At 43.5% G+C, this 24,509-nt stretch carries 15 protein-coding genes; 5 read left to right on the forward strand and 10 right to left on the reverse strand.

The window, feature by feature from the left end; translation table 11 throughout:
* The first annotated feature begins 21 nt into the window (after nucleotides 1-21).
* Nucleotides 22-1,515 (forward strand): glycosyl hydrolase family 32, encoded by a 1,494-nt coding sequence (locus tag QM629_RS05175; RefSeq protein WP_415157889.1) that lies wholly within the window; start codon nucleotides 22-24, stop codon nucleotides 1,513-1,515.
* An 81-nt stretch (nucleotides 1,516-1,596) separates the two neighbouring features.
* Here the strand turns inward: QM629_RS05175 and QM629_RS05180 are convergent, their stop codons facing one another.
* Nucleotides 1,597-2,607, reverse strand: a complete 1,011-nt coding sequence (locus QM629_RS05180) for a nucleoside hydrolase (protein ID WP_415157891.1) — start codon at nucleotides 2,605-2,607, stop codon at nucleotides 1,597-1,599.
* 91 nt (nucleotides 2,608-2,698) lie between these two features.
* Nucleotides 2,699-3,265 carry a Crp/Fnr family transcriptional regulator gene (locus QM629_RS05185; protein WP_415157893.1) on the reverse strand — a complete coding sequence of 189 codons (567 nt, stop codon included), beginning with the start codon at nucleotides 3,263-3,265 and terminating at the stop codon, nucleotides 2,699-2,701.
* A 430-nt stretch (nucleotides 3,266-3,695) separates the two neighbouring features.
* Here QM629_RS05185 and QM629_RS05190 point away from each other — a divergent pair, with 430 nt between their 5' ends.
* Complete coding sequence (locus QM629_RS05190; protein ID WP_415157895.1) at nucleotides 3,696-4,733, forward strand: RNA polymerase sigma factor; 1,038 nt, start codon at nucleotides 3,696-3,698, stop codon at nucleotides 4,731-4,733.
* A 53-nt stretch (nucleotides 4,734-4,786) separates the two neighbouring features.
* On the opposite strand, the gene QM629_RS05195 is transcribed toward QM629_RS05190, so the two are convergent.
* The 8 genes from QM629_RS05195 to QM629_RS05230 form a co-directional block, all read right to left on the reverse strand.
* Entirely contained in the window at nucleotides 4,787-5,527 is a 741-nt protein-coding gene (locus QM629_RS05195) for a GNAT family N-acetyltransferase (RefSeq protein ID WP_415157897.1), read from the reverse strand.
* Nucleotides 5,528-5,722: 195 nt separating this feature from the next.
* Nucleotides 5,723-7,885 carry a family 43 glycosylhydrolase gene (locus tag QM629_RS05200; RefSeq protein WP_415157899.1) on the reverse strand — a complete coding sequence of 721 codons (2,163 nt, stop codon included), beginning with the start codon at nucleotides 7,883-7,885 and terminating at the stop codon, nucleotides 5,723-5,725.
* A gap of 21 nt (nucleotides 7,886-7,906) precedes the next feature.
* Nucleotides 7,907-9,745, reverse strand: a complete 1,839-nt coding sequence (locus QM629_RS05205; protein ID WP_415157901.1) for a glycoside hydrolase family 35 protein — start codon at nucleotides 9,743-9,745, stop codon at nucleotides 7,907-7,909.
* 67 nt (nucleotides 9,746-9,812) lie between these two features.
* Nucleotides 9,813-11,342, reverse strand: a complete 1,530-nt coding sequence (locus QM629_RS05210) for a glycoside hydrolase (RefSeq protein ID WP_415157903.1) — start codon at nucleotides 11,340-11,342, stop codon at nucleotides 9,813-9,815.
* A gap of 17 nt (nucleotides 11,343-11,359) precedes the next feature.
* Nucleotides 11,360-12,838 (reverse strand): RICIN domain-containing protein, encoded by a 1,479-nt coding sequence (locus QM629_RS05215; protein ID WP_415157905.1) that lies wholly within the window; start codon nucleotides 12,836-12,838, stop codon nucleotides 11,360-11,362.
* A gap of 286 nt (nucleotides 12,839-13,124) precedes the next feature.
* Nucleotides 13,125-14,813 (reverse strand): RagB/SusD family nutrient uptake outer membrane protein, encoded by a 1,689-nt coding sequence (locus tag QM629_RS05220; RefSeq protein ID WP_415157907.1) that lies wholly within the window; start codon nucleotides 14,811-14,813, stop codon nucleotides 13,125-13,127.
* 17 nt (nucleotides 14,814-14,830) lie between these two features.
* Nucleotides 14,831-17,944, reverse strand: coding sequence for a SusC/RagA family TonB-linked outer membrane protein (locus QM629_RS05225; RefSeq protein ID WP_415157909.1), 3,114 nt, complete (start codon nucleotides 17,942-17,944; stop codon nucleotides 14,831-14,833).
* Between the two features lie 301 nt (nucleotides 17,945-18,245).
* Nucleotides 18,246-22,358: a two-component regulator propeller domain-containing protein gene (locus QM629_RS05230; RefSeq protein WP_415157911.1), complete on the reverse strand. Its 4,113-nt coding sequence runs from the start codon at nucleotides 22,356-22,358 to the stop codon at nucleotides 18,246-18,248.
* 61 nt (nucleotides 22,359-22,419) lie between these two features.
* Between QM629_RS05230 and QM629_RS05235 the strand changes: the two genes are divergently transcribed.
* The 3 genes from QM629_RS05235 (at nucleotide 22,420) to QM629_RS05245 (ending at nucleotide 24,286) form a co-directional block, all read left to right on the forward strand.
* Entirely contained in the window at nucleotides 22,420-22,605 is a 186-nt protein-coding gene (locus tag QM629_RS05235; protein ID WP_415157913.1) for a hypothetical protein, read from the forward strand.
* Nucleotides 22,606-22,705: 100 nt separating this feature from the next.
* Entirely contained in the window at nucleotides 22,706-23,653 is a 948-nt protein-coding gene (locus QM629_RS05240) for an NAD-dependent epimerase/dehydratase family protein (protein ID WP_415157915.1), read from the forward strand.
* A 3-nt stretch (nucleotides 23,654-23,656) separates the two neighbouring features.
* A complete protein-coding gene (locus QM629_RS05245) occupies nucleotides 23,657-24,286 on the forward strand; it encodes a hypothetical protein (protein WP_415157917.1) in 630 nt (209 codons plus the stop codon).
* Nucleotides 24,287-24,509 lie beyond the last annotated feature (223 nt).

Here is a 24,509-nt window from a genome sequence, read left to right on the forward strand (position 1 = left end):
ACAGATTGTAAAACAAGTTGTATGTATTCAGGTTCCGGCTTTAATGAATGGGAAATAGGCGATATAACAGTAATAATCCACAATGGCGTGTATCATCTGTTCCATCTTATCATACCCAATCACGATTATATAGCGCATGCGGTTTCAAAAGACGGCATGTCGTGGCGCCGCACCAAAAATGCCCTGTTTGTGGGCGACCCCGGCGATTGGGACGATGATATGCTTTGGACGATGGATGTGCGGGAAGACAAAGGCAAATTCATTATGTATTATACCGGTTTGGCCAGACGAGACCGTGGTATTATATCACGGGTTGGTTTTGCAGTTTCTGACGATTTAATTGAATGGCGTAAAACGGATAAGCCTGCATTATTTATTGAGCCGCCCGGTATTTATTATGAGTGCAGGAAAGATAACCCGCGCAAATGGCTGAGCTTTCGCGATCCTTTTCGCTTTGACTATAATGGCGACACTTATCTGGTGGTTTGTGCCAGGCGCAATGAAGGCCCTATTTCCCGCCGGGGTTGTGCAGGTTTAATTAAGCTGAAGGATGACGGCGCCGAATTTCTGCCGCCATTAATTTATCCTATGGCTTATGACGATATTGAATGCCCTTGTGTATTTGAACTGCATGGGCGTTTTTACCTGCTGGGCTCCATACGGGAAGATATAAAAGTGCGCTACTGGTTTGCGCCGGAATTTTTGGGCGAATACCATTCATTTCATTCCGATGTGGTATTGCCGCTGGGCAATTATGCAGCGCGAACGGTGCAGGATGGCAGCCATCTGCTGGTGTTTAACTTTTTTTATGCCGGCACCGTTGACCGCTTACGGGTATTGCCGCCGCCAAAACAGTTTGACACCGATGATAAAGGAAGACTGCTGTTAAAAACCTATTACCGCTGGCAGCAAATGGTAACAGGCCAGGTATTGCAGCATGAAATAAAAGAGGTAGCCTGTTTATTTAATAATCCTACCGCATCGCTTTTTTTAAACGATAATAAATGGGTATGCGGATCGAGAAGCGGCTATGAGGTGTTTTATTTTAAGAAGCCATCCACCGCATTTATATGGGAAGGAAGGATTAACGTGGAGGGCATGGGCAAGCTGGGCATTGTTACCGATATTGATAAAGATGGCAATGGTTACTATATTTCCTTCGACGTATCGAACGGCGTGGTGAAAATAAGGACATGGGGATACAATCCCAACAACGACAGGAGCAATTTTATATTTAACGATATACAGTCAAACCTTTTTAAGGTGAATGAAGACAGGAGCTTTCATTTCAGCCTGCTGAGTTATGGGAATTATATAGAAGTTTCTGTTGATGGCATTGTAAAGCTTACGCTGATTGATTATACTTATTCAGGCGAATACATTGGCCTGTATTCTGCATCGTCTGTAATATCGCTGCAGGAAGCTGTTATAAAAATTTTACCGCAGCCTGAAGAAGAATATGCCAGCCAGGAAGAAACGCAGAAAACCATCGAGGCGAAGCGGGATGTGCTGTAAGTTGTGCTGGGTGCAACTGGTGAAGAAGACCAGCAGCAGGCGGCAATGTGGGACATATTAACACAAAGGCAATGTGTATTATTACTCCTCCTTTCCCGGTTTATACATTATCAATCTATCAATCAGCTCCTGCACTACAGCCGGCTGCGCTTTTTCAACAAGATGATATTGTTTTGAAGTTTTATCATCCATCCAGGTATTGCTGCCATCTTTATCGCTGATGATTATTTTTCCCTGCTGTACCGTGTACCAGTCTTTATAACCTTTAACGCCCACCAGCACGGCGGTTTCATCCCAGCTTTTTCTGCCGGCGCTGTCTTCCTTCGCCTGCGGAATTGAAATACGGAAAACATCTTTTACCGGGCTTTGTTCAATAGAATCGTTTTGAATAAGCGGGATGCCGCATTTTATCTTCTCCCCTATCTCAAACCCGGAAAACAATACAGGCGCCGGAAAATGATCAAACACATATTTGGCCGCAACAAAATCTTTATTGATATTAAACTCGCTGCCTGCAGGAAACCTGCCTGCCATGCTTACGAGTTGCTTTACTTTTTGCTTTACCAGTTGCTCACCGCTTAATGGCGAAAACATATCGGCCTTTGATTGCAGCAGGTTTTTAAGATTGGTTAAAAAGCCTACTGTAATTATGGTTACACTATTGTTTGGCTGAATGGCTAAGACCCTGCGGTACAAAGCCACGGCATCCGGCACATCCCTGTTGCTGTTTACGGCATGCGGATAATTTTTTACGATGGAATCGCTCCAGTGCTGAAAATCCCGCAGGTCAGGCGCTTCGCCTTTGGGAACGGCTATGGGTATATCAGGCCTTTTAAAATAAGTGTTGAATACACTGAATACGACGGCAACATCCGTATATTTTGTGCTGGCTATCGTGGCAAGAATATTGGCTTTGCCTTCATCGGCAAAAGCATGCAATAATGCAATGGCGCCCACATCATCGTAATCAGGCCCCATATCAGAATCAAAGATCACTTGCACAGGCTGGGCATACAGGCTGCAGGACAACAATAAAGAAACAATAAGTGCAGAAGTATTTTGCATTATACAAACCGGCATGAAATTTTTCATGCGAAGATTACACAAAGTAAGCATGAAAAATTTCATCAAAGGTTACTGCTGTCAAAAAAACAATAAAACTTACAGGAGAAATCGGATTATATCAGCATATCCGGGAGCGTATCCTGCTGAGTGTTTCCTGTGTAATACCAAGGTAGGAAGCAATAATTCCAAGCGGCACCCTTTGAATAAAACTTGGATTGGATTGCATGAATGTTTCATAACGCTCCTGTGCGGTAGAGAAATGCAGTTCATCAAATTTTTTCTGAAGCTGAACCAGGCCTGAAGCAGTCAAATGCCTTCCTATCCGTTCAAAATCATGATGGTGTTTGCACAGGTTTTCAAAATCATCATAATGCATTGCCCAGATAACGGATGGCTCCAGCAGCTCAATAATCCGCCTGTCGGGCCGTTGTGTAATAAAACTTAAAACAGAAACTGCAAATGAGCGCTCGGCACTTATCCAGTCCGTAACATCCTTGCCATGCTTATAATAAAAAGTGCGGGTTAATCCTGCTTCAATAAAATACAGGTAATGGCAAACCGTATTTTGCCGCACCAATACATATCCTTTTGGCAGTTCAAGCTTTGTAAGCACTTTGGCAACGGCAAGTTCGGTTTCAGGCAACAGTTCGGAAAATTGCGCAAGCACATTAAAATAACTATCCATTTTTTACAATGCGGTTATGAAAAACAATGAAGGTAAGGTGAATAATATTTTTTGCAGGCGGGTGAGGGCATTCCGCCTGTAAAGCCCTACCGGTATGTGTCTCCAACATAGCCGTCAACTTAAGAAATATGAGCTATAAAATACCCCGAATGGGGTCTAATTTGAATAGCCATCGGTTGCACCGATGGACAAATGAAACGGTTTTGATATTGAACCCGCCGCCGCGGGTTCAACAAAAACTTCGACATTTTTACCGTGCGTTTCACTCACGGCTATTCAAATTCAAGCCCTCCGGGCTTAAGTTGACGGCTATGGTGGACACCCGCCTGTTGCCACCGCAGAAGACATTGCCAGCGACACTTTTCTCCAGGCTTCGGAAACATGGGGCATTAAAGGCCTGCCCGACAATCCTGCTGTATGGCTTACTGCAGTGGCAAAAAACAAAACAAAAAACTACCTGAAGCATGATACCATATTGCGGGATAAAATATTGCCCCAGATAAAGTACAATGCTGCACAAAGCGAAGAAGCGGAGATTGATTTGAGCGATGAAAACATACACGACAGCCAGTTGAAAATGATGTTTGCCGTTTGCCATCCTTCCATTGCTGCAGAAGCGCAGATAGCATTGGCTTTGCGCATCCTCTGCGGCTTTGGCATTGATGAAATTGCTTCTGCGTTTTTAACCAATAAGGTAACGATCCATAAAAGGCTGGTGCGCGCAAAAGAAAAACTGCGTGAAGAAAACATCTCCCTTGAATTGCCGCCTCCTGATGAAATCAATAACCGGCTGGATGCCGTATTAAGAACGTTATACCTGCTGTATAACGAAGGTTATTATACTTCGCAAAACAAAAACGTGCTGCATAAAGAGTTATGTTATGAAGCAATGCGGCTCAGTTTTCTGCTGATAGAAAACCCGCACACTAACCTGCCGCAGGTGAACGCTTTATTTGCTTTAATGAGCTTTCATGCTTCCCTGTTTGATGCAAGGCTTGATGAAAACGGCGGGCTGGTTTTATACGATGAGCAGGATGAAACGCTGTGGGACAAGGAACTGATACAGCAAGGCAACTATTTTTTACAACAATCATCGCAGGGAAACCAGCTATCGAGGTATCACCTGGAAGCGGGCATTGCTTACTGGCACACGCATAAAGAAGATACCAGAGAAAAATGGGAAAATATTTTACAGCTCTACAACCAGTTGCTCATGCTGGAATATTCACCCATTATTGCGCTGAACAGAACCTATGCTTTATCAAAGGCTAACAGCATAGATGAAGCTATTGAAGAAGCCGGTAAGCTGCAGCTTGCATACAGCCATTTGTATCATACCTTATTAGGGGAGTTATATAAAGGCAGGGATAAGCAAAAAGCCCTTTTGCATTTTTTAAAAGCATTGGAATTGGCAAAAACATCAGCAGACAAACAACTTATACAAAGAAAGATAAATGCATTGGCTTAGTTATACAAACGCCGTGCCCCCGTAAAGCAAAGAGGTTTTATTTGCAGAAAAACTTACGCTTCTTTTTTTATCTCTCCGGTAAGCATAAACCCACAGGTTTTAAAGCCTGCTTTTAACAAGGCTGCTTTTGATATATTGTTTTTTATGTGGCAGCGTGCGGCAGGCACCCGCTGTATGGCATAGGCTTCCTGTTTTAATAACTGCAGCATAAAACTGCCGTAGCCTTTACGACGATGGTTTTCTTTTACCTCATAATATATGTCTGCATAAGGCTTGTTATAATTAAGCATTAATCCGCCGGCAGCCACTGTCTCGCCGTGCAGTTTCAGAATATAAGAACGGTCATCAGGGTGGCTTCCGGGTGTTTTATTTTTTTCAAACAGCAATTGAGGATGATAAAAATTTGTTTGAAAACTATCTTCAAACAAAATAGCCCCGGCATGTATATTCTGTGCATGTTCACAAAGCAGCGAAAACAACAATACATCATTACTCTGGCACTCAATAAATGTGGCGCCACAGGCCTCTTTAAACTTTTTAAAAACCAGGTTAGCATATTTTCTGAAAGCTTCAATCATATAAAACTCAAAAATCGTATCCCTGTCTTCCCGCTTGTCTTTGCCCCATACAGCCCCATACCCGGTTATTACATTATCAATGGTAAATGCATACGTATCTGCCCATCCGTACAAATGGCATTTGTTATATACAAACTCAATCTTGTTTTCATGAAGAAACAAATCACGCAAAGGCTGCAATTCCTGAACGTTGGCTTTAGCAATGCTTATCTCCATATTAACCAGCTTAAACCTGCAAATATGTTTTGCAGCTTAAATATATAATCTTTACAGATAAGCTTCATTCGTGTTATTCAATAATCATTTGTTCCTGCTGCCGGAACAAAAAATTATGCAAGGAGCGAAAATTTGAAAGATGCCCGTTATTGGAGCTTTAAGCAGATAATCATTTAATCTCGTATTACCCGGCAATTATTCGTTTTTCAACTTTGGCGCCACCGGTTCTGTAATGCCGGTTAATGTTGGTTTTACCTGTTGTATGCTGCCGTCTTCATTAAACACCAGTTTATCAATACATACTTCGCGGTTAAACCCGGCCGCATCGCCCATGCTTATGCCTTTCGGCCTGTTGAAACGGTGATAAATAATATACCATTCATCCGTGCCCGGGATATTCAGCACGCAATTATGACCGGTGCCGTAAATGCCCTGTGTTGTATCTTTTTCAATAACAATATTGTTTTGCGGAACGATGATTTTTCCTGTTGGCGAATCGCTGTAGCCATAACGCACACGGTAATTGGGGCTGCGTGTATCATCTTCACTCCACATAAAATAATATTTGCCTTTTCGGTAAAGCACTTCCGTGCCTTCCCGGAAAGTATTATCAGGTGTGATTATTGTAATGGAGTTTGTATCAATGGAAATCATGTCTTTATTCAACGCTGCAACTGCCATATAACCATTGCCCCAATACAAATAGTCTTTGCCCGTAACAGGGTCTTCAAATACATCAGGGTCTATTTCCTGCCCGCCTTTTACACCGGCAGGGCGGCTTGTTATTAAAGGCTTTCCGGCATCAGTAAAAGGGCCTGCCGGATCATCCGCCGCTGCAGCACCAATCTTTTGCGCAGCACAGAAATAGTAGAAATATTTGTATTGCCCGTTAATCTTTTTTTCAATAATGGTGGGCGCCCATGCATTGCGGTTGGCCCACGAAACATCTTTGCCCAGATCAAGTATTACACCTTCATCTTTCCAGTTAACGAGATCGGGCGATGAGAATGTTTTAAAGTAAGTGCCCGACCAGCCGGTAAAGCCATCGCTCGTTGGATAAATATAATATTTATTGGTTTTGTGCGCGTACAATACTTCAGGATCGGCATACAATCCATTGAACAAAGCGTTACCATTTACAACAGCGTTTACTTTATAATGGCGGGCTGAAGTGCCGGCAATTTGCAACGTGTAGGTAACGGCGCCTTTGGTAAAATCAACAGCGCCTTTTGGTGTAATGTTTATGCCCGGCAACTGCAAAAACTGAGGATCGAATTCTTTAAGATCAGTGCCCGGCTGTACCGGCAGGCTTAATACAGCATTGGCTGTATCAAGTTCAACATTTATTTTTTTTATGGATGGACTGGATGCAGTGCCGGCAAGCGCATCTGTATTAAACCATTTCCCCAAAAGCCTTTCTGCTTCTGCATTGGTAATGGGCATTACCGTTCCATGGCGCGGATGAAAATTCATGGATATTTCATTATCTATCGCTTTAAAATGTTCAAGGTCTTTGCTGAAAGTGAATTGATACCTGCCACTCGTGTACATATCATACATGAGTATGTAACCGCTGCCATCGTTCAGTTTAAAAGTGCCTGAGCCTTCAACAGGTTTTGTTGTTTGCTGCAGGTAAGCATCCTGCATAACATAGCCATGCGTAAGGTTTTTGGAAACAGCCTGTTTAATGCCATTGCCGTGGCCTTCGGTTTTAAAGAACAGATGATAAACGCCATCTCTTTCTGCAATGTCTGCATCAATGCATGATTTATTGCCCGGGCTGAAAAACAATTGCTTTGGCGCTCCTTCCAATGCCGTAAAATCTTTATTGGTGTATGCATAATAAATTTTATCGCTGCCATCTTCATACTTCATGGCCCAGTAAACCATATATTTTTTTGCGGCAGCATCATAAATGGTTTGAGGAGCCCAAACGCGCTCCAGTTTTTCCTGGTTGGGATATGTTTTTTGAATATTAATAACTGCATGCGACCAGTGAATTAAATCGCCAGACTTCAATAAAACCATTGCCCTGTTTGAGTTCCAGCCGTTGGCCGAAACCATGTCGGTAGCCACCATGTAGAAAGTTTTGCCGTCTGCGCCGCGTAAAATATGCGGGTCTCGAACACCGCCCGTTTCGCTGATGGTATCTGAAGTGATTACCGGCCTGTCATCATTCAAAGCATAATAATGATAGCCATCTTTGCTAATGGCAAAGTGAATGGCTTCTTCACTTTTATCGTTGCCTGTAAAATAAGCAAAGAGGTACGCAGTAAGTTTATTGTTGTTTGCCTGTGCAGCCGCCTGCATTTTCATGCAGCCAATAAAAACGATGATGATAAATATGTTCTTCTTCATGTTTTAAAAATACAGCGCAGATTATTTTGAAAGCAACTGTTTGTTATAGGTTTCATCAAGATCGTTTAATATGGGCTGGTCCAAAGCCGAAATTTCATTCACATTGGGCTTTATCATTTCAAACACTATAATTTCATTGCTGCCTTTTTTCAGCCATTCGGCAGGCACATACATAGTTTGCTGCGGGCCCGCCTGCCAGTAGCGGCCCAGGTTATGACCATTTACCCAAACGCAGCCTTTACCAAATTTGCGCATATCAAGATAGGTGTCGCCAACTTCAGCCAGCGTAAACGATGCTTTCTTTAAAACCGGTGCACCGGTTAACGGTTTGTTGTTGTATTTGATGCTGCTTATATCTTTCATTGGTAATGAATACATCTGCCAGCCACGCAGCTCTTTTCCATTCAATGTTACCTTTTCAGTAATGCCTTTATTATTCTTTAAAAGATTGGGGCCGAAGTTTATTCTGCCCATATTTTCAACCAGTATATCAATAGTATTTTCGCCCTGCGATAATTCAATCTGCAGGCTATCCTGTTTCAGCATCCTGTTCAGCACTCCTTGTTTTTTACCGTTCACAAACACAACGCCGTAATCACGCAATTCTTTCACAGCAAGCATTCCGGAGGCTGCATTTTTTATTTTGGTGCGATATACAACATAGCCATAAGCCTGGTTTAGTTTTTCAAACGAAAGCGGTTGCTGCGCCGTAACAGGTTTGGGCAATATAGAAAAAACATCTGCTGATGAAGTAAATTTTATTGCAGGAATGGCGATTGATTTTTTGGCAGCAGGCACATCAGGCAACGTATAATTTACATGCTTTTGAATTACGGCGCGAAACTGCATGAACTTATCTGTTGCATTGCCCGCTTCATCCAGTGGCGCATCATAATCGTAGCTGCTGATCTGGGGCTGGTAGTAAGAGCTGTCGTAGCAGTTTGCGCCATTCATAAACCCTCTTGTGGTGCCGCCATGAAACATGTACATGCTCATGGAAAAACCGGCGCCCAGCAATTCATCCAGCTCTGCAGCATACCGTGCAGCCGGAACCGTATGATGCGCCTCGCCCCACCAGTCGAACCAGGCCGGGTACCATTCTGCCACGAAGAACGGCCCTTTGCCATCGTTGTTTTGTTTTATCCAGCTTTTCAATACATCGGGTTTATTTACGGCATTCACAGCCGCCAGCAGGCCGGGCAGCCTGCCTTTTGCCATGTCATTCGGGGGATCGCAGGTGTATAGCAAACCTTTAAAGCCGGCATCAATGAACATCTTTTTATTTATTTCAAGGTATGCTTTATCGCTGCCGTAAGAGCCGTATTCATTCTCCACCTGCACCATTAAAATATTACCGCCGTTTACGATGAGATAAGGGGCCAGTTGTTTGCCCAGCTCATCAATATATTTTTTGTATTCGGCAAGGTATGCAGGGTCTTTGCTGCGCACCTGCATACCTTCGTTCTGCAGCCAGTACGGATAACCGCCAAATTCCCATTCGGCGCATACATAAGGCGATGGCCGCAGTACCACCCACAAGCCTTCTTCCTGCGCCGTTTTTACAAAAGCTGCTATGTCGGCATTGCCGGTAAAATCAAACACATCTTTTTCCGGTTCATTCACGTTCCAGAACACATACGTGCCAATGGTATTGATGCCCATCGCCTTTGCCATTTGCATGCGCTGCCGCCAGGCTTCCCGCGGCACACGCGGATAATGAATTTCGCCGGCAATAATCTGAAATGGCTTTCCATCCAGTAAAAAAGCGGTATCGCTTAATGTAAACGTATGGGCTGTTTTTTGTGCAAACAGCGTGCATTGAAGCAGTAATAGTAATACGGGCAATAATAATTTCTTCATCAGTATATCGGTTATTGTTATTTAATGCTGTTCTGCACTTTTCCAAAGGGGTTAAAGCCATCCGGGATTACGGTTCATATACAACCGTTATTACGCTTTTTGCAGGTATGGCCAGGTCCTTCGCTGCAATAATTTTCTTTTCCAGGCTTTGCGTTGCGCTGGTTGTATAAGTAATAATTTTTTTGTTTGACGGAATAGTTTTGCTGCTAAACCCAACAGCTTTCTTACTTGCTGCTGTATTCACAAAAACCAATACCAGCCTGTGTTTGGCAGCATCTGCAAAACTCGAAGCATATAAACTGTCCATGCTCATATCCATCTTTATGCGCTTCATGCCCGGGCGGATGAAACGGCTGTAATTGCCCATTGCCCAAAGCATTTTACTATCGTGATAATTGCCATCTTTTTCATTCTTATCAATATAGATCAATCCATCTTTATAGTTGTATGGCGATATGGCCAGCCACCATTGCCAGGCAGAGGCATTGCCATAAACAAGATCGGTATAAATAACCCTTGCAAGATATAAGGCCGAGCTCATACCTGTATCCCGCTTATCGCCATTTATTTCGCCGGCATTATCGCCAAGAATGCAATATTCCGATTGCCAGTATTCAAGGTCTTTTATTTTAGAAACGAAATTGTTTACGGCTGCTCTTAACTTAATGGCTTTATTAAAAGGAGATGTGGTAAAATAACTGTGCGCAGCAATTGCGTATGTTATGTTTGACAGGTTGCCAACGTATAAAGGTGATGCGGCATTAAAGAAATCGTTCACCTGTTCATCTTTGTCTCTTTTATCGCCGGCAGGAAGCAGGTATGTAAGGCTGCCTGATTCTGTTATCAACAGCTTTGCATCTGTTTTATCCTGCTGAAAAGCTTTATTAAAAGCCTTTACAATACCGGCAATTTCTTTATTGGTATAAGGGCTTCCCTCCTGCCCGCTATCGCTCCAATCCCACTGCGGCTCATTTACAGGGCTGATATAATTAAAGCTGATGCCGGTTTCATCTTTTATTTGTTGCATTGCTTTCATTGCATAGTTAGCAAATGCAGCATAGTTTGTACTATCAATATTGCAAATGCCTTTATGGGCAAAAGCTTTATTGTTTTTTGTAAGCGCTACCGGCGGGCTGTTGAAGAAGCCAAGGAATTGTGTAACACCGCGTTGTTTCGCTGCTTTTAAAAACCAGTTTTGTGCCTGTACTTTTTCGCTGTTGCCGGTTGTTAATGCGGCACGGCGCCATTCATCCTTTATACCGCTGTTATCTTCCTGCTCCGCGCTGCCTGCACCCAAATTATAACGCCATAGGCTCAAACCAATGCCTTTTGGATTTCCGTTTGCCAAAGTATCGGTACTGAAAAGCCAATCTGCAATAGCATTCTTTTTTGCATCAGGCCAATTACCTGCAAACTGCCCGCTCCACGCATCAGACGCACCGAAATTTCGGATGGTTTGATAAATGCTGTCAACATTAATATTGATAATAATTTTATCCTGCTGCTGCGCTGTTGCCAATTGAAATAACAACAGGAAAAAGGAAAGAAATAATAACTGTGCTGATATGGTTGCTGACTGTTTAAATTTTAAAAACATGTACACATTTTTTAAATTTAAGGTGTTGTTATCAGCCATTGCTGGTTAAAGCCATTGTTCCAATACCATTGAATAATATCGCCGCCATTACTGGTGGAACCGCCATTTACATCCAATGCCTGGCCGCTGTTTTTATTGATGATTTTGTAGTAGCCAAAACCTATATCGGTTATCTGCCATTGCTGGCTGGCGCCGCCTGAATAATCCCATTGTACAATACTTGCGCCTGCATCGGCAGAAGCGTCATTTACATCAAGCGCCTTCGAGCTGTTTTTATTAATGATGGAGAAAAAACCATCGCTTAATGTATTGAATGACCATTGCTGGTTATCGCCGCCCGAATAATCCCATTGTATAATATTGCCGCCATTAGCTGTTGAACTGCTGTTTACATCCAAAGCTTTGCTGCTGTTCCTGTTTATCACTTTATAAAAAGCGCCGGCTGCAAAATCTGCATAAAAAGCATTTGCAGTGCCGCTGCCCCAGCCATATTGCAAACGTTCAAGGCCTGATTCATTATTTGCAGTCAGCGTGCTTCCATCGTAAGCAAACATGCTGTATGTATCATCCGTGCGAAGGCCGGGCCAATATACGCTGCCTACGCCCAAATCGTGCAACTGGCTTGTTATGCCCTGCAGGTAAGTAACTTCATTATTATTGCCCGGCGCTGATGTAAAAGCATTACCACTGGTCATGGTGGTGCCAAATTCCGTCATAACTGTACGGTTGGGGTAAGCCAGGCTTTTAACCGGCAGCTCCCAGTCGGCTGTGGTTTCGTAATCGCCATTGAACCATGTATAAAAATGAAAAGATAAAAGGCAACTGTCAAAGCGGCTGTCGGCGCCAATGCTGTTTACATCAGTAGCATAGCCTGCACCGTCAAGCAGTATCCTGTGTTTGGGAACACCAGGATATTTTTCAAGCCACGTTGTATATAAACTTTCCAGGTTAGCAAGGCTGTAACTATATGGTTCGTTCATGACTTCAAAATAAACATTCTGATTGCCTGAATATTTGGCCACCACCCTGTCCCACATCAGCCAGAAAGCTGTTTCATTATCTACCAGTCCGTCTTTTGAAGAAGCGCCTTCCCAATAAGCAAGTATAACTTTCATGCCCATAGATGCTGCCTGGCTTATAACGGCTGCATGTTTGGGCCACCAGTCCTGCAAAACAGTTGACGGGTTAACCGGCAGGCGAACTGTATTTGCATCATTTGATTTAAAAGCCGATAAAATGGTTTCGGCTTTTGATGTTACGGTTGCTTCATCATCCGACACGGAAAGGCCGGAAAGCATCAGCCATCCATCGGCAAAATTATCCTCCAGGTCGGCCCAGTTAACACCTTTAAAATTTACCGTTGATGAGGTAACTGTATCTGAAGCAGCCATGGTTTCCGGCGTATCAATATCATCATCCCCACTACTATCATTTACGTTCTTGGAACAGGCTGTTATTACAGTTATAAAAAAGATACAGCTAAAAAGTTTTTTCATTAGTTACAGGTAATTACTGAAGGTTTATTACATTATTTATTTGCATTGTATTGCCTGTCATTATTGTACGCTTAACTGGTTAAAGCCGGTTAATGCGCGTTCTATTTAAGCCGGCCTTAAGGCCGGCTTAATGAAAACCGGTATAGCATTGGGCTTGCTTTTTACTAACCCATAGTTAAGCCTGGGTTTATATATCTGAAACCCTTGCACAATGGGTTTTAGCCCAGGCCATCAGCCAATAATGATTATATATACAATTTTCGCTTGCTTCTACATTGACCCTTTATCAATACCCCGCGTTTTGCTCTAACTGGTTATCGCTTGCCAGTATTTCTGTGCGGGGTATGGGCAACCAGTAGTGCTGTGTTTCAAATGCACGGCTCAGCGCTGTTTTTTCCGTATAAGTATAGGAGCCGTCATCGTTCAATGTTATGGTCATGCCATAGGCAGGAACATTCTCGGTGGTTTCGGCAATTTCCCATCTTCTTACATCATAATAACGATGCTCCTCGAATGCAAGCTCTACCCTTCTTTCATATATTACCGCATCACGCATTGCCGATTGCGACATACCAGCATCCAGGTCTGGCATACCGGCTCTTTCCCGGATTAAATTAATGGCAGTGCGGGCAGAAAGCGTGGAGCCTGAAGGAACTACATCGGGGCCGTAAGCCTCGTTGGCAGCTTCTGCAAAATTCAGCAGCACTTCTGCATAGCGCAGATAATACCAGGGCTGAAAGCCTGCACTGCCCCAGGGATTGGTAAGCGGGTAATCATCGTTCATGAACTTTTTGAGGTAATAACCGGTTAATGAAGTGTTCCAGTTATCGTTGCCATCCTTACTGTCTTTTCCGCCCGGCGTATAGGTCCAAACGGTATCATCGCGATAAGCCGCGCCGTTATATAAAATGGTGGCGTAAAAACGTGGATCCCTGTTTTCATAAGGATTGCCGGCATCATAACCGGAGGTTGCATCGGTAATCGGCTTGCCATTGTCCATTTCATAATCATCCACCAGGTTTTGCAAGGGCGTATTGCCGCCCCAGCCGCCATAACCATTCGGGCCATTGGCTATTTCGAGGCACACATGATTGGCGTTGGTAGTATAATATCTGGCAAAGATGGCTTCGCTGTTATCCGCATCGAGGAAAAGATCGCCATAATCACCGCTATACAGGCTGTATTTATTCAGGTCAATAACAGCTTGTGCCGCCGTAACGGCATCAGCCCAGGCGCCCACGCTATACAAAGGGCTTGCTGCATATAAAGCGAGTCTTGATTTAAGTGCGAGCGCAGCACCTTTTGTTGCCCGGCCTACAGCCCAGCTATCACCGTTATCAAGCGGCAGGCCTGCAGCAGCCGTGTCCAGTTCAGCCAGCACATAATCCATACTTTCCTGCAAAGTGCTGCGCGTGAATAAAGCGGCGTCCTGCAAATCGTCATCAAGATTATACACTTTATCGCCCATTAAAACCACGCCGCCGTAATTGCGGATGAGATCGTGATAGCGGTAAGCCCTTATAAAACGCAATTCAGCTTTCAAATAGGCCCGGTGCTCATCGCTCATGGTTACCTGGTCAATATTGTTCAACGCATAATTGCATTCGCGGATGCTGCGGTAGCTCCTGCCCCATATTGTACCGGCAATGCCCAGGGTTGCAGGCGTCAGGAGGCCTTCCTGTATCACCCAGGTGTTGTCATCATTGGTATAAATGGATTCATCGGTAATAGAGCTCCAAAGCGCATATTCGAAGCCCCGGCCAAAGCCCGGGTTCGTGCCCTCGCCTTCTTTATCCTGCAGCTTTACACCTATGTAACGGGCTACCACATAATCTTCAAACAAAGAGGAATCTGCAAATATGGCTTCTTCAGAAATGAGGTTGGTGGCATTTACATTCAGAAAATCTTTTTTGCAGGATGCAGCCAATACTACAGCAGTAAACAATATGGAATTTATTAAAATATTTTTTTTCATTTTTTCTGGTTTTACGTTTAAAAACTTACAGTCGCCCCCACGTTAATGATGCGTTGCTGCGGATAGAACTGGCCACTGGTGCTGCTGCCCTCCGGATCGTAGTCTTTCACCTTGGTTATGGTGAACAGGTTGAATGCATTTACATACAATCTTGCCCTTTGAAGTTTCAGCCTTTCCATCCAGTTGCCGGAGAAGGAATAACCAAGCTCTACGCTTTTTAAACGCAGGAAGGAAGCATCGTTCAGCCAGAAAGTGTTTGGATATAAGCCGCCGTTTACAGAAGATGATGCCCTGGTATCCACACGCGGGTATGAACCATTTGTATTGGTGGGGCTCCACCTGTTATCGGCCCAACTGCTGTAAAAATTACCCACGGTACCACTTTCGGGCAATACATACTGGCTTACCTCTGCCTGGCCTGCAAACACCATGGCCATGTCAATTTTATTTTTGTAAGAAGCATTTAAAGTAAGGCCATACGTGATTTGGGGAATATTGCCATACTTGCTCCGCACTTCATCATCTGCCGTAATTTCACCATCGCTATTGTAATCGTCATAAATAAGATCACCGGCCTGCGCTGTGCTCAGATGCGGGTATTTGGCGATGTCGTCATCTGAACGGAAAATGCCGACTGACTTATAAAGCAGGTAGGTATTAAGCGGGTGGCCCGTTTCGCTTTGGTAAGAAAGCGTGCCCGAAGCTTCATCTATGAAAACAATCTTGTTTTTTGCAAACGTAAAGTTGCCGCTAACGCCCCATGAAAAATCTTTCGATGGTTTAAAATAACCCAGCGTGGCTTCTATACCGTTGCTGTTCACTTTTCCTATATTTTCATCGGGCACAAGGCTTCCGCCATAGGGGTTAACTATACCTGACACATTCGGTATGGATGCATTTCTGGTAGCAAGAATATCAGACCTTCTCTGCTGGAAATAAATAAATTCCAGGTTGAAGTTTTTGAGGAAGGTTGCCTCTACAGCTATGTCGAGCTTTTTGGCTGTTTCCCAGTGAATTTGCGGATTGGCAAGTTTGGTAAGGTCAATGCCCGGCACTATTTCCCCGTCTAATACCAACTGGCTGGTTAAAGCGTAGGTATTGAGATATTGGAAAAGGTCAACATTATCGTTGCCCAGCAAACCATAAGAGGCCCGAAGCTTTAAATTGCTGATAGCCGGAACATTGAAGAAATTTTCTTTGGAAATAACCCATCCGCCTGATACAGAAGGAAAATAACCAAACCGGCTGCCTTCGGGAAAAGTAGAAGAGCCGTCAATGCGCATCTGCACGTCCAGCAAATATTTTTCTGCATAATTGTAACTGGCTTTTCCAATATAGCTGCGCCGTGTAAAATGATAGCTGCTGCCATAGTTGGTCTCATCATCTGAAGCCGTGCCGCCCTGGGAAAGCTCAGGTGTTTCCGTAGTAGGAAAATTCTTCCGGTAAGCGCCAAATGTTTCACTCCTTATTTCGCTTTGCTCCATACCGGCAAAAGCATCTATGGCGTGTTTTCCAAAGTTATGGCGATAGTTGAGTTTGGCATTCGCAGTAAGCTGTACCTGGTTATACGAACTTTCGGTCAAGGTGGCAAGCTCATTGGAACCGCCCACAACCACCGAGCTGTAAGTTTCGTCAGATGCATCGTAGGTGTACAGCTTATAAGGAATGGAGAATGATTTGGAAAAATTCCATGACCTGTCAATTGCCACAAAACCATCCAGCGAAAGGCCATCTATGCCTGGTATGAGATAAGAGCCTTTCAGTATGCCATTAAAAACCTGTATGGGGTTTTTAGTGGTTCCGCCGGCATCTGTTACCATCATTACCGGGTTTGAGCCTTCAATTCCATACGATGGCAACCCGTTTGGAAAAACAGCATTTACCGTGGGATACGCCCTGTAAATAGACCGGAAAATATCTGCAGCGCTGGCCACAGGATAAATCCTGCCTTCTTCACGGCCGGAGAGGTATAAACTTACTTTAAGCCTTTGGGTAACATTTGCATCTATGTTTGAGCGAAAGCTGTACTGGTTATATTTGGTAACGCCATTTTTATACAATCCATCCTGGTATAAAGAGCCCAGCGACACGAAATATTTTACATTTTCAGAACCGCCGCTTACTGATACATTGGCCTGGTTTTGCAAAGCTGTATTTTTTAAAGTTGCCTTGGCCCAGTCTGTATTAGGATAGTTAAGCGGGTCGCTCCCATCACGGAACTTGGTAATTTCGTCATCAGAATACGCCTGGTTTAAGCCGCCATCCGGGCTATTGTAATAATCTATTTCGTTAACTATTTCTGCATACGTGGCGGCATCTGCCATTTTTGGCAAACGTGTGGGCGAAGAAAAGCCCTGGTTAAAACTGGCATTAATGTTTGGCTTGCCCGTTGTGCCGCGTTTGGTGGTGATTAATATAACACCGTTTGCGGCGCGGCTTCCATAAATAGCAGCGGAAGCATCTTTCAAAATAGAAATGCTTTCCACATCGGCGGGGTTTAACCTTTCAAGGCCGCCTATTTGGCCGGGCACCCCATCCACAACCACCAATACATCGTTGCTGCCGGTAGTGGCCAAGCCACGTATATAGATGCTGGAACCGTCATAACCCGGCTCACCGCTGCGGTTATTTAAGATGATGCCTGACGCACGGCCAGCCAGCGAGTTAGACAGGTTTGGCTGCGGGCTTTTTACTATATCAGCGCCTTTCACCACGGAAATTGAACCGGTAACCGTCGCTTTCTTTTGGGAACTGTAACCCACCACGATCACATCGTTTATCTGGGTAGCACCGGCAGTAAACGAAACATTAATTACAGACTGGCCATTAACGTTAAGCTCCTGGCTCGGGTAACCAATATAACTAAATACCAATACCCCGTTTGCCGGCACATTTATCCGGTAATTGCCTTCTGCATCGGTTACCGTTCCAACAGCGCTGTTTTTTACCTGTACGGAAACATTTTCCAACGTGCTATCGCCCAGGGTTACTTTTCCGGTTACTGTAACAGTTTGGGCATTTAAAGAATAAGATGCGAAAAGGCTGAAAAAGAAAATCAGCATTTTTAGTTTTAGTTTTCGGCCTGCATCAGCGGCAAAACTGCCCGGCCTTTTAACTGGCAAGAATTTCATTTAACAGTTGTTTTTTAAATTGAAAAAATAGAAGAGAATGGAAGCAAAAGCGTTCTGGAAGTTTTATTTCACCGGCAACCAATTTTAAACGTTAAAATAACAATTAACAAGGCAAAAGTATCAGTTCAGGATAGCTTCAATGGTTGCCAAATCAGCCAAAAAAAGGGGTCATTTTCGGTTTTTTAAAGAAAAATACTGGTAAACAAAAAAGGGATAAAACCGTAAAATAAAATAGTATTGTACTGGTATTGAATGATTTATAAAACAGAGGCTATGGTATTCCGTTTTTAGTATTCAAATCTTACTTCTTGAACCCTTCTTCCAGGTTTTGATTATTATGAAAAGGCTTGCGGTACTTTTTTATATAGGCCGAAGGGTTCAGGCCAAACAGGCCGGAGAATTGCCGGCGAAAATATTTCACATCATAAAAGCCAACGGCATTGGCTGTTTCGTTTACATTGTTTTCCGTATTGATGAAAAGCTCGGCTGCCTTCTTCAGGCGCACATACCGTATAAAGCCCAAAACCGTTTGGCCGGAAACAGTTTTGATTTTTTTATACAGGTTAGAATGGCTCATGCCAATTTCGGCAGCCAGGGTTTTTATGCTGAACTGTTCATCCTCCAAATGTTCTTCCACAATGCGCATACAATTCTCTAAAAACGCCTTGTACTCCGGCGAAACTTTATACCTGTTTGTTCCTAACGTAATCTCGTTATAGAAATAGTGCTGCAAAACATTGCGGCGCTTTAAAATAGACTGCACGCGGGCCTGGAGAATGTCGTTGTCAAAAGGTTTTTTAATATAATCATCTGCGCCGCTTTGCATGCCCTCAAGCTGCAGTTCGTCCGAAGATGCGGTTAATAATATAATAGGTATATGGCTTACGGTTTCATCCTCCTTCAATGTTTTACAAAGGTCAATGCCGCTAAGCCCTTTCATCATTATATCGCTGATGATCAGATCCGGCAGTTGCTTATGCGCTATTTTAATGCCTTCTTCTGCCGAAGCCGCTTCATAAACGGTATAAGTTTCTGTAAAAACATTTTTAAGGTAATGCCTTAGCTCACTGTCATCATCAATCACCAGCAGGCTTTGTTTTTCATGGGCAATGCCGCCGGGAAAGACGGCAGGCGTTTCTTCCCCATTCTCCGCTTCATTGCTTTCTGATAATTCACCCAATAACTCAGACAGTTTTTGGAACGGCTGACCAGCCCCATTCAATTCAGGTAATGCCTTGTTCAGGATAGCAATGCCATCATTGCTGTCTTCCACAGAAACGGCTGCTGCATCCACAGCCGGCTTATTTAATGTAATAAAGAAAGCAGTGCCCGTGCCTTGTGCACTTTTGTAGGTTACTTCTCCGCTGTGCGCCTCAACAAAATGCTTAACGAGGTATAATCCAATGCCAAAACCGCTTTTATTGTCGGCTCTTTTTAGCTGGTAAAAACGCTCAAACAGCTTATCGCCTTCTGTGTCCGGGATGCCGGCGCCGGAATCTGAAATGGTAACCTTAACCTGTTTCGCCGTTTCTTCCACCGTAAATCCTATCTCCCCGCCTTCCGGTGTATATTTAAAAGCATTGGACAGTATGTTGAAAAGGGCAATCTCCATTTTCTCTCTGTCCACCTCCAGCATGATGCGTTTTGATGCGCCATGCAATTCATACCTGATATTTTTTGATTTAGCCTGTTCGGTGAAGCAGAGAAAAACATCCTGGCAAAGCCGGCAAAAATCCAGTTTTACAAGATTTAGTTTGTCTGATTCAGATTCTGCCTTTTTAAATAGTAAAAGCTGGTCTACCAACCGCAGCAACCGTTGCGCGTTGCGGTAAATAACTTTGAGGTCGCTGCGCTCTTTAAATTCAGCATTTTTATTCAATAAATCTTTTATGGGATTGATAATGAGTGATATTGGCGTTCTAAATTCATGTGATACATCTGTAAAAAAATCTATCTTTTTTTCATTCAGTTCCTTTTCTTTCTGTGTTTCCAGGTGCGCCAACTGCACCTCGTAAGTAAGCCGGGCCTGCCGGTTTTTATATTGTGCGTAGGCATACATTACAGCCACCCCGCAAAAAATATACAAAGCATAAGCCCACCATGTTCTGTACCAGGGCGGCAAAATGGTAACCTGCAGCAATGGCTGCGCAGCGCCCCACACGCCGTCCGGGCCGCTTACTTTTACTTCAAAAACATAATCGCCTTCGTGCAGCCGTGAATAATTGGCAATGCGGGTGTGGCTTACAAAATTCCAGTTCTTATCCCACCCTTTTAACAGGTAGGCATAATTAAGATCAGCCGCTTCTTTATAATCCAGGGCCAGGAAATCAAGGGCCAGCGATGCCTCGTTATACGGAATGACAACTTTTTTTATTTTTTCAAAGTCGCGTTCATGCACATATTCTAAATTATTCTCAACAGGGTTATTATTTATTTTTAAAGCAGAAAGAAATAGCGGGCGTTCAGGAACTTTCGCGGCAATGCTATCAGGATAAAAAATATTAAACCCTTTTATACCGCCAAAGAGAAACTCGCCGCTGCTTAAAGCCAGCCCCCCGTTAAAACTAAACTGGTTACTCTGCAAACCGTCCGCCTCAGAAAAATTGATGAAAGTGTTGTTATGAACGTTAAATTTTGATAACCCGTTGAAGGTGCTTAGCCAGAGGTTTCCCTGCCCGTCTTCCAGGATGCGCAGAATGCTGTTATTGGGCAAGCCATCCTGCGTTGTAAACCTTTTAAAAGAATGATTGGCGCGGTTAAAAAGCAATAAGCCCCCCTCCTGCGTACCCACCCAGAAATTATGGTTTTTATCTTCATGAATGCTGCGTACCGTATAGCCAATATTATAATAGATGTGCTTTTTGTGCAGCGTATCAAGTTTTATAAGGGAAGCATAATTGCCGCACCAAAGGTTGCCGGCGGCATCTTCTGCCATACATTGTATCTCCGATAAACTGTTATCAAACTCCTCAAAACTATTAAGCCTGTTGTTAAAAGAATACAGCGCCCCGTTGCGCACCGCAGCCGTCCATAATTTTTTGCGGCTGTCTTCAAACATAAACCAGCAATGGTTATTGTAGGTTTTTGTGCGGGTATTAAAACAACGGTAACGTGTGAATGTCTTTGACCGGCGGTTGAATTTATTGATGCCGCCAAACCAGGTTGACACCCATATATTATGCTGCGCATCTTTTGTAACAGAGGTAATAAAATCGTTGCTTATGGATGAAGTGTTACCGTTGTGCGTGTAATTATCAAACCGGTTATTTGTGCGGTTCCAGTAACGAAGGCCGGCGCCATCTGTGCCCACCCAAACATGTGTTGCATCATCTTCACAAAAGGAAAGAATAAAATTTTGGACCGGCGATATATTCGGCTGCCCTTCTCCATAGACAATTTTTGAAAAAGCCGCCGCTGCCGGCTCCAGTATATTAACACCGCCACGCAAAGTGCCGATCCATTTTCTCTGCTGATCATCTTCATATAAAGCATATATGGAATTGCTGTTAATAAGCTGGCTGCCGTTTTTATAAACAGAAGCTAACGGCAATGCAGCCTTCTGATCTTTTTTAAGCAATAAAATGCCTGAGCCATCGGTAGCGATCCATAATAAACCATCTTTATCTTCAATAAGATTGGTTACAGATGTTTTTTCACTTACATAGTTGCCGGAGAAAGTGTTGCTGGTATAATCATATCTATGCAGGCCGTTGCCTTCACCAAGCCATAAATTGCCCTCACTGTCAAGCTTTAAACAATTGGCATTTTGAATGGAATTATTTTTTGGGACTAACCGGTGGTTTAAAAGGTTGTATGTATACAAGCCTTTGTTTTGAATAAATACCCATGCAATGTTTTTTATACTGTCATATTCAATAGCGCTTACATAATAATCAGCGATTAATTTTCCTTTGTCAGAAAGAGCAACCTGCCTGCCATTATTAACCGTCTTAAAATAAAACAACCCGCTATGTTCAGTGCCGATGAGTGTAAGATTGTTTTTACCAAGCATTTTTATTTCTATCACATTATCCTGTATGCTGCGTACTTGTTCGCCGTTGTATAATGAATAAAGCGGTGTTGAAAATTTTGCGGTTGCGCCATTATAAATACTTATATCCCGCTGCCCGCCAATCCATATATTATGCAGTTTATCTTCATCAATTTTATTAATGATATTGGAATTAACGGAAGTACTGTCGCCAATAGTGTTGCGAAAAACTTTAAAATTATAGCCATCGTATTTGTTCAGGCCATCATAAGTACCAAACCACATAAAGCCGTTATAATCGCGAAAAATGGCGGTTACAATATTATTGGATAACCCGTTTTCTATGCCCAGGTATTTTGTGGTAACGTTTTGCTGTCCATTTATTGGCGTAAATGCAATCAGCAGTATAAAGAAGACAAGCACAATTTTCAGAAAACAAAACAACCGCATCAATTATCAAATTAATTCCGCTCAAATATACAGTATGCACGAATCTATGGGAATGTTTGAGATGAATGGTGTGTATTTCAAATTTTCGCAGGTGGTTGGTGACACCCACCTGCAGAACCCGCCACCGGCCGGTGTCTCACCGACCGCAGTGCCGCGTATGAAGCGAAAATTTGAAATGCGCCCGATGAATGGCATTATAAGAGCAGTGGCCTGCCTGTAATGCGGTTTTTACGTGTATCTGCCAATAATTTATTAACCTTAAAAATCTGAATTAATCTTTCATTAGGTTTGCTGCTTTCCGAAATAATAAACAGGTTTTTGTGATAAAAGAAAAGATTTTGGTGATAGGCGCCAGTGGCCAGATTGGCGTGGAGCTAACGATGGCTTTACGCAAAATTTACGGTAATGCGAATGTTATTGCCAGTGACCTGCGTGAAGAAAACCCTTTGCTGCATGGCACCGGCCCTTATGTTTCGCTGGATGTAATGAACAAAGAAATGCTGCATGTGCAGGTAATTCGCCAGAATGTAACACAGATATATTTACTCGCCGCCATACTTTCTGCAACGGGTGAAAAAAATCCCAACCTCGCCTGGAACCTGAATATGCAGGGCCTGTTAAATGTATTGGATATTGCCCGCGAAGAGCGCCTGCAAAAAGTGTACTGGCCAAGCAGCATAGCCGTTTTTGGGCCCACATCGCCCCAAAAAAATTGCCCCCAGCAAACTATAATTGAGCCGATAACGGTTTATGGCATCAGCAAGTATGCGGGTGAATTCTGGTGCAATTATTACAATAAGCGTTTTGGCGTGGATGTGAGAAGCCTGCGTTATCCCGGTTTGATCAGTTATAAATCAGACCCCGGCGGCGGCACTACCGATTATGCGGTTGAAATTTATCATGATGCAATAGAAGATAAAAAATATACCAGCTTTTTAAGAGAAGATACTTACCTGCCCATGATGTATATGCCCGATGCCATACGGGCCACCATGGAACTGATGGAAGCGCCGGCAGATAAAATTTCGGTACGCACATCGTACAATATTTCAGGCATAAGCTTCTCGCCTGCTGAAATTGCAGCCTCTATAAAAAAACAGATACCTGAATTTGAAATAATTTACGAGCCTGATTACAGGCAGGCCATTGCCGATAGCTGGCCGCAAAGCATTGATGATGCAGTTGCCCGCTCAGACTGGGGCTGGAAACATGAATATGACCTTGAAAAAATAACGGCAGATATGCTTAAAAACCTGGAACAACAATAAGCCATGCGTACCGCTTTATCCATACTCTTTTGCTGCATTGTGCTGCATTCCTTTGCACAGGATGACATACCTGATTACAGAACGAAGAAGGATAATTTTTTAAAAATGCAGGAGAAAGACATTCGCGCAGACCTGGCGCAGTTTACATTCGGCGGTATAAGCGAAAGCCTTACCAAGCACAGGCTGAATGCGCTTCCGCTGGAAAGCGTAAGCAACGATACCCTTGTTTTTTCAAACGATACGGCCATTGTGCAAATAACAGCAGGCGGTTTTGATGCCGCCAAACATAAAGTAACCTGGTATGATGATAAATATGCAGTTAAATTAGATAACAGGCCTTTCTGGGGCACCGAAAATAAAGTGCCAACGCGCAGCATAACATCTGTGGTTGCCGTTATTGAAAGCGATACCGTTGTTGTGCCGGCGGCTGCGTATGGAGACCTCTATGAACCTAAGCTTTATTATACGGATGCAAAGGGCAAACAAAAAACTTTTTGCAATGTTTACCGTTCGCCCGACAACCGCAAGTACTATATATATATGGTAAACGGTGAAGGCGCGGGCCGTTATGAAGTAACCTGGGTTATACAGGACAGGAAATACCTGCGCCGCGTGGTTGACTGGGGGTTTTAATTGTTGGTTACAGGTAATGAATGCGTTGGGCATCGTGCCTTGCGCCACAACACTTGTGTGCCGTTTTTCATAGTATCTTCAGTTGCACGTTTAAAAAATCATGCAGCTCTTATGGAATCTTATTACCTGCATATTACTATAAATACGAGGCGCCGCCGGAGCCAGCATATTTCCGTTATCTTGATGCAAACCATCGCTCCAAAGCTTACTTTAAAAATATAAA

This window comes from Parafilimonas sp. (genome assembly GCF_047606085.1).
Taxonomy (GTDB): domain Bacteria; phylum Bacteroidota; class Bacteroidia; order Chitinophagales; family Chitinophagaceae; genus Parafilimonas.

Bases quoted from the DNA above. Each gene is read 5' to 3' on its own strand.
- QM629_RS05175 (WP_415157889.1), top strand. From the start codon at position 22: ATGTATTCAGGTTCCGGCTTTAATGAATGGGAAATAGGCGATATAACA.
- QM629_RS05180 (WP_415157891.1), bottom strand. From the start codon at position 2,607: ATGAAAAATTTCATGCCGGTTTGTATAATGCAAAATACTTCTGCACTT.
- QM629_RS05185 (WP_415157893.1), bottom strand. From the start codon at position 3,265: ATGGATAGTTATTTTAATGTGCTTGCGCAATTTTCCGAACTGTTGCCT.
- QM629_RS05195 (WP_415157897.1), bottom strand. From the start codon at position 5,527: ATGGAGATAAGCATTGCTAAAGCCAACGTTCAGGAATTGCAGCCTTTG.
- QM629_RS05200 (WP_415157899.1), bottom strand. From the start codon at position 7,885: ATGAAGAAGAACATATTTATCATCATCGTTTTTATTGGCTGCATGAAA.
- QM629_RS05205 (WP_415157901.1), bottom strand. From the start codon at position 9,745: ATGAAGAAATTATTATTGCCCGTATTACTATTACTGCTTCAATGCACG.
- QM629_RS05210 (WP_415157903.1), bottom strand. From the start codon at position 11,342: ATGTTTTTAAAATTTAAACAGTCAGCAACCATATCAGCACAGTTATTA.
- QM629_RS05215 (WP_415157905.1), bottom strand. From the start codon at position 12,838: ATGAAAAAACTTTTTAGCTGTATCTTTTTTATAACTGTAATAACAGCC.
- QM629_RS05220 (WP_415157907.1), bottom strand. From the start codon at position 14,813: ATGAAAAAAAATATTTTAATAAATTCCATATTGTTTACTGCTGTAGTA.
- QM629_RS05225 (WP_415157909.1), bottom strand. From the start codon at position 17,944: ATGAAATTCTTGCCAGTTAAAAGGCCGGGCAGTTTTGCCGCTGATGCA.
- QM629_RS05235 (WP_415157913.1), top strand. From the start codon at position 22,420: ATGCACGAATCTATGGGAATGTTTGAGATGAATGGTGTGTATTTCAAA.
- QM629_RS05245 (WP_415157917.1), top strand. From the start codon at position 23,657: ATGCGTACCGCTTTATCCATACTCTTTTGCTGCATTGTGCTGCATTCC.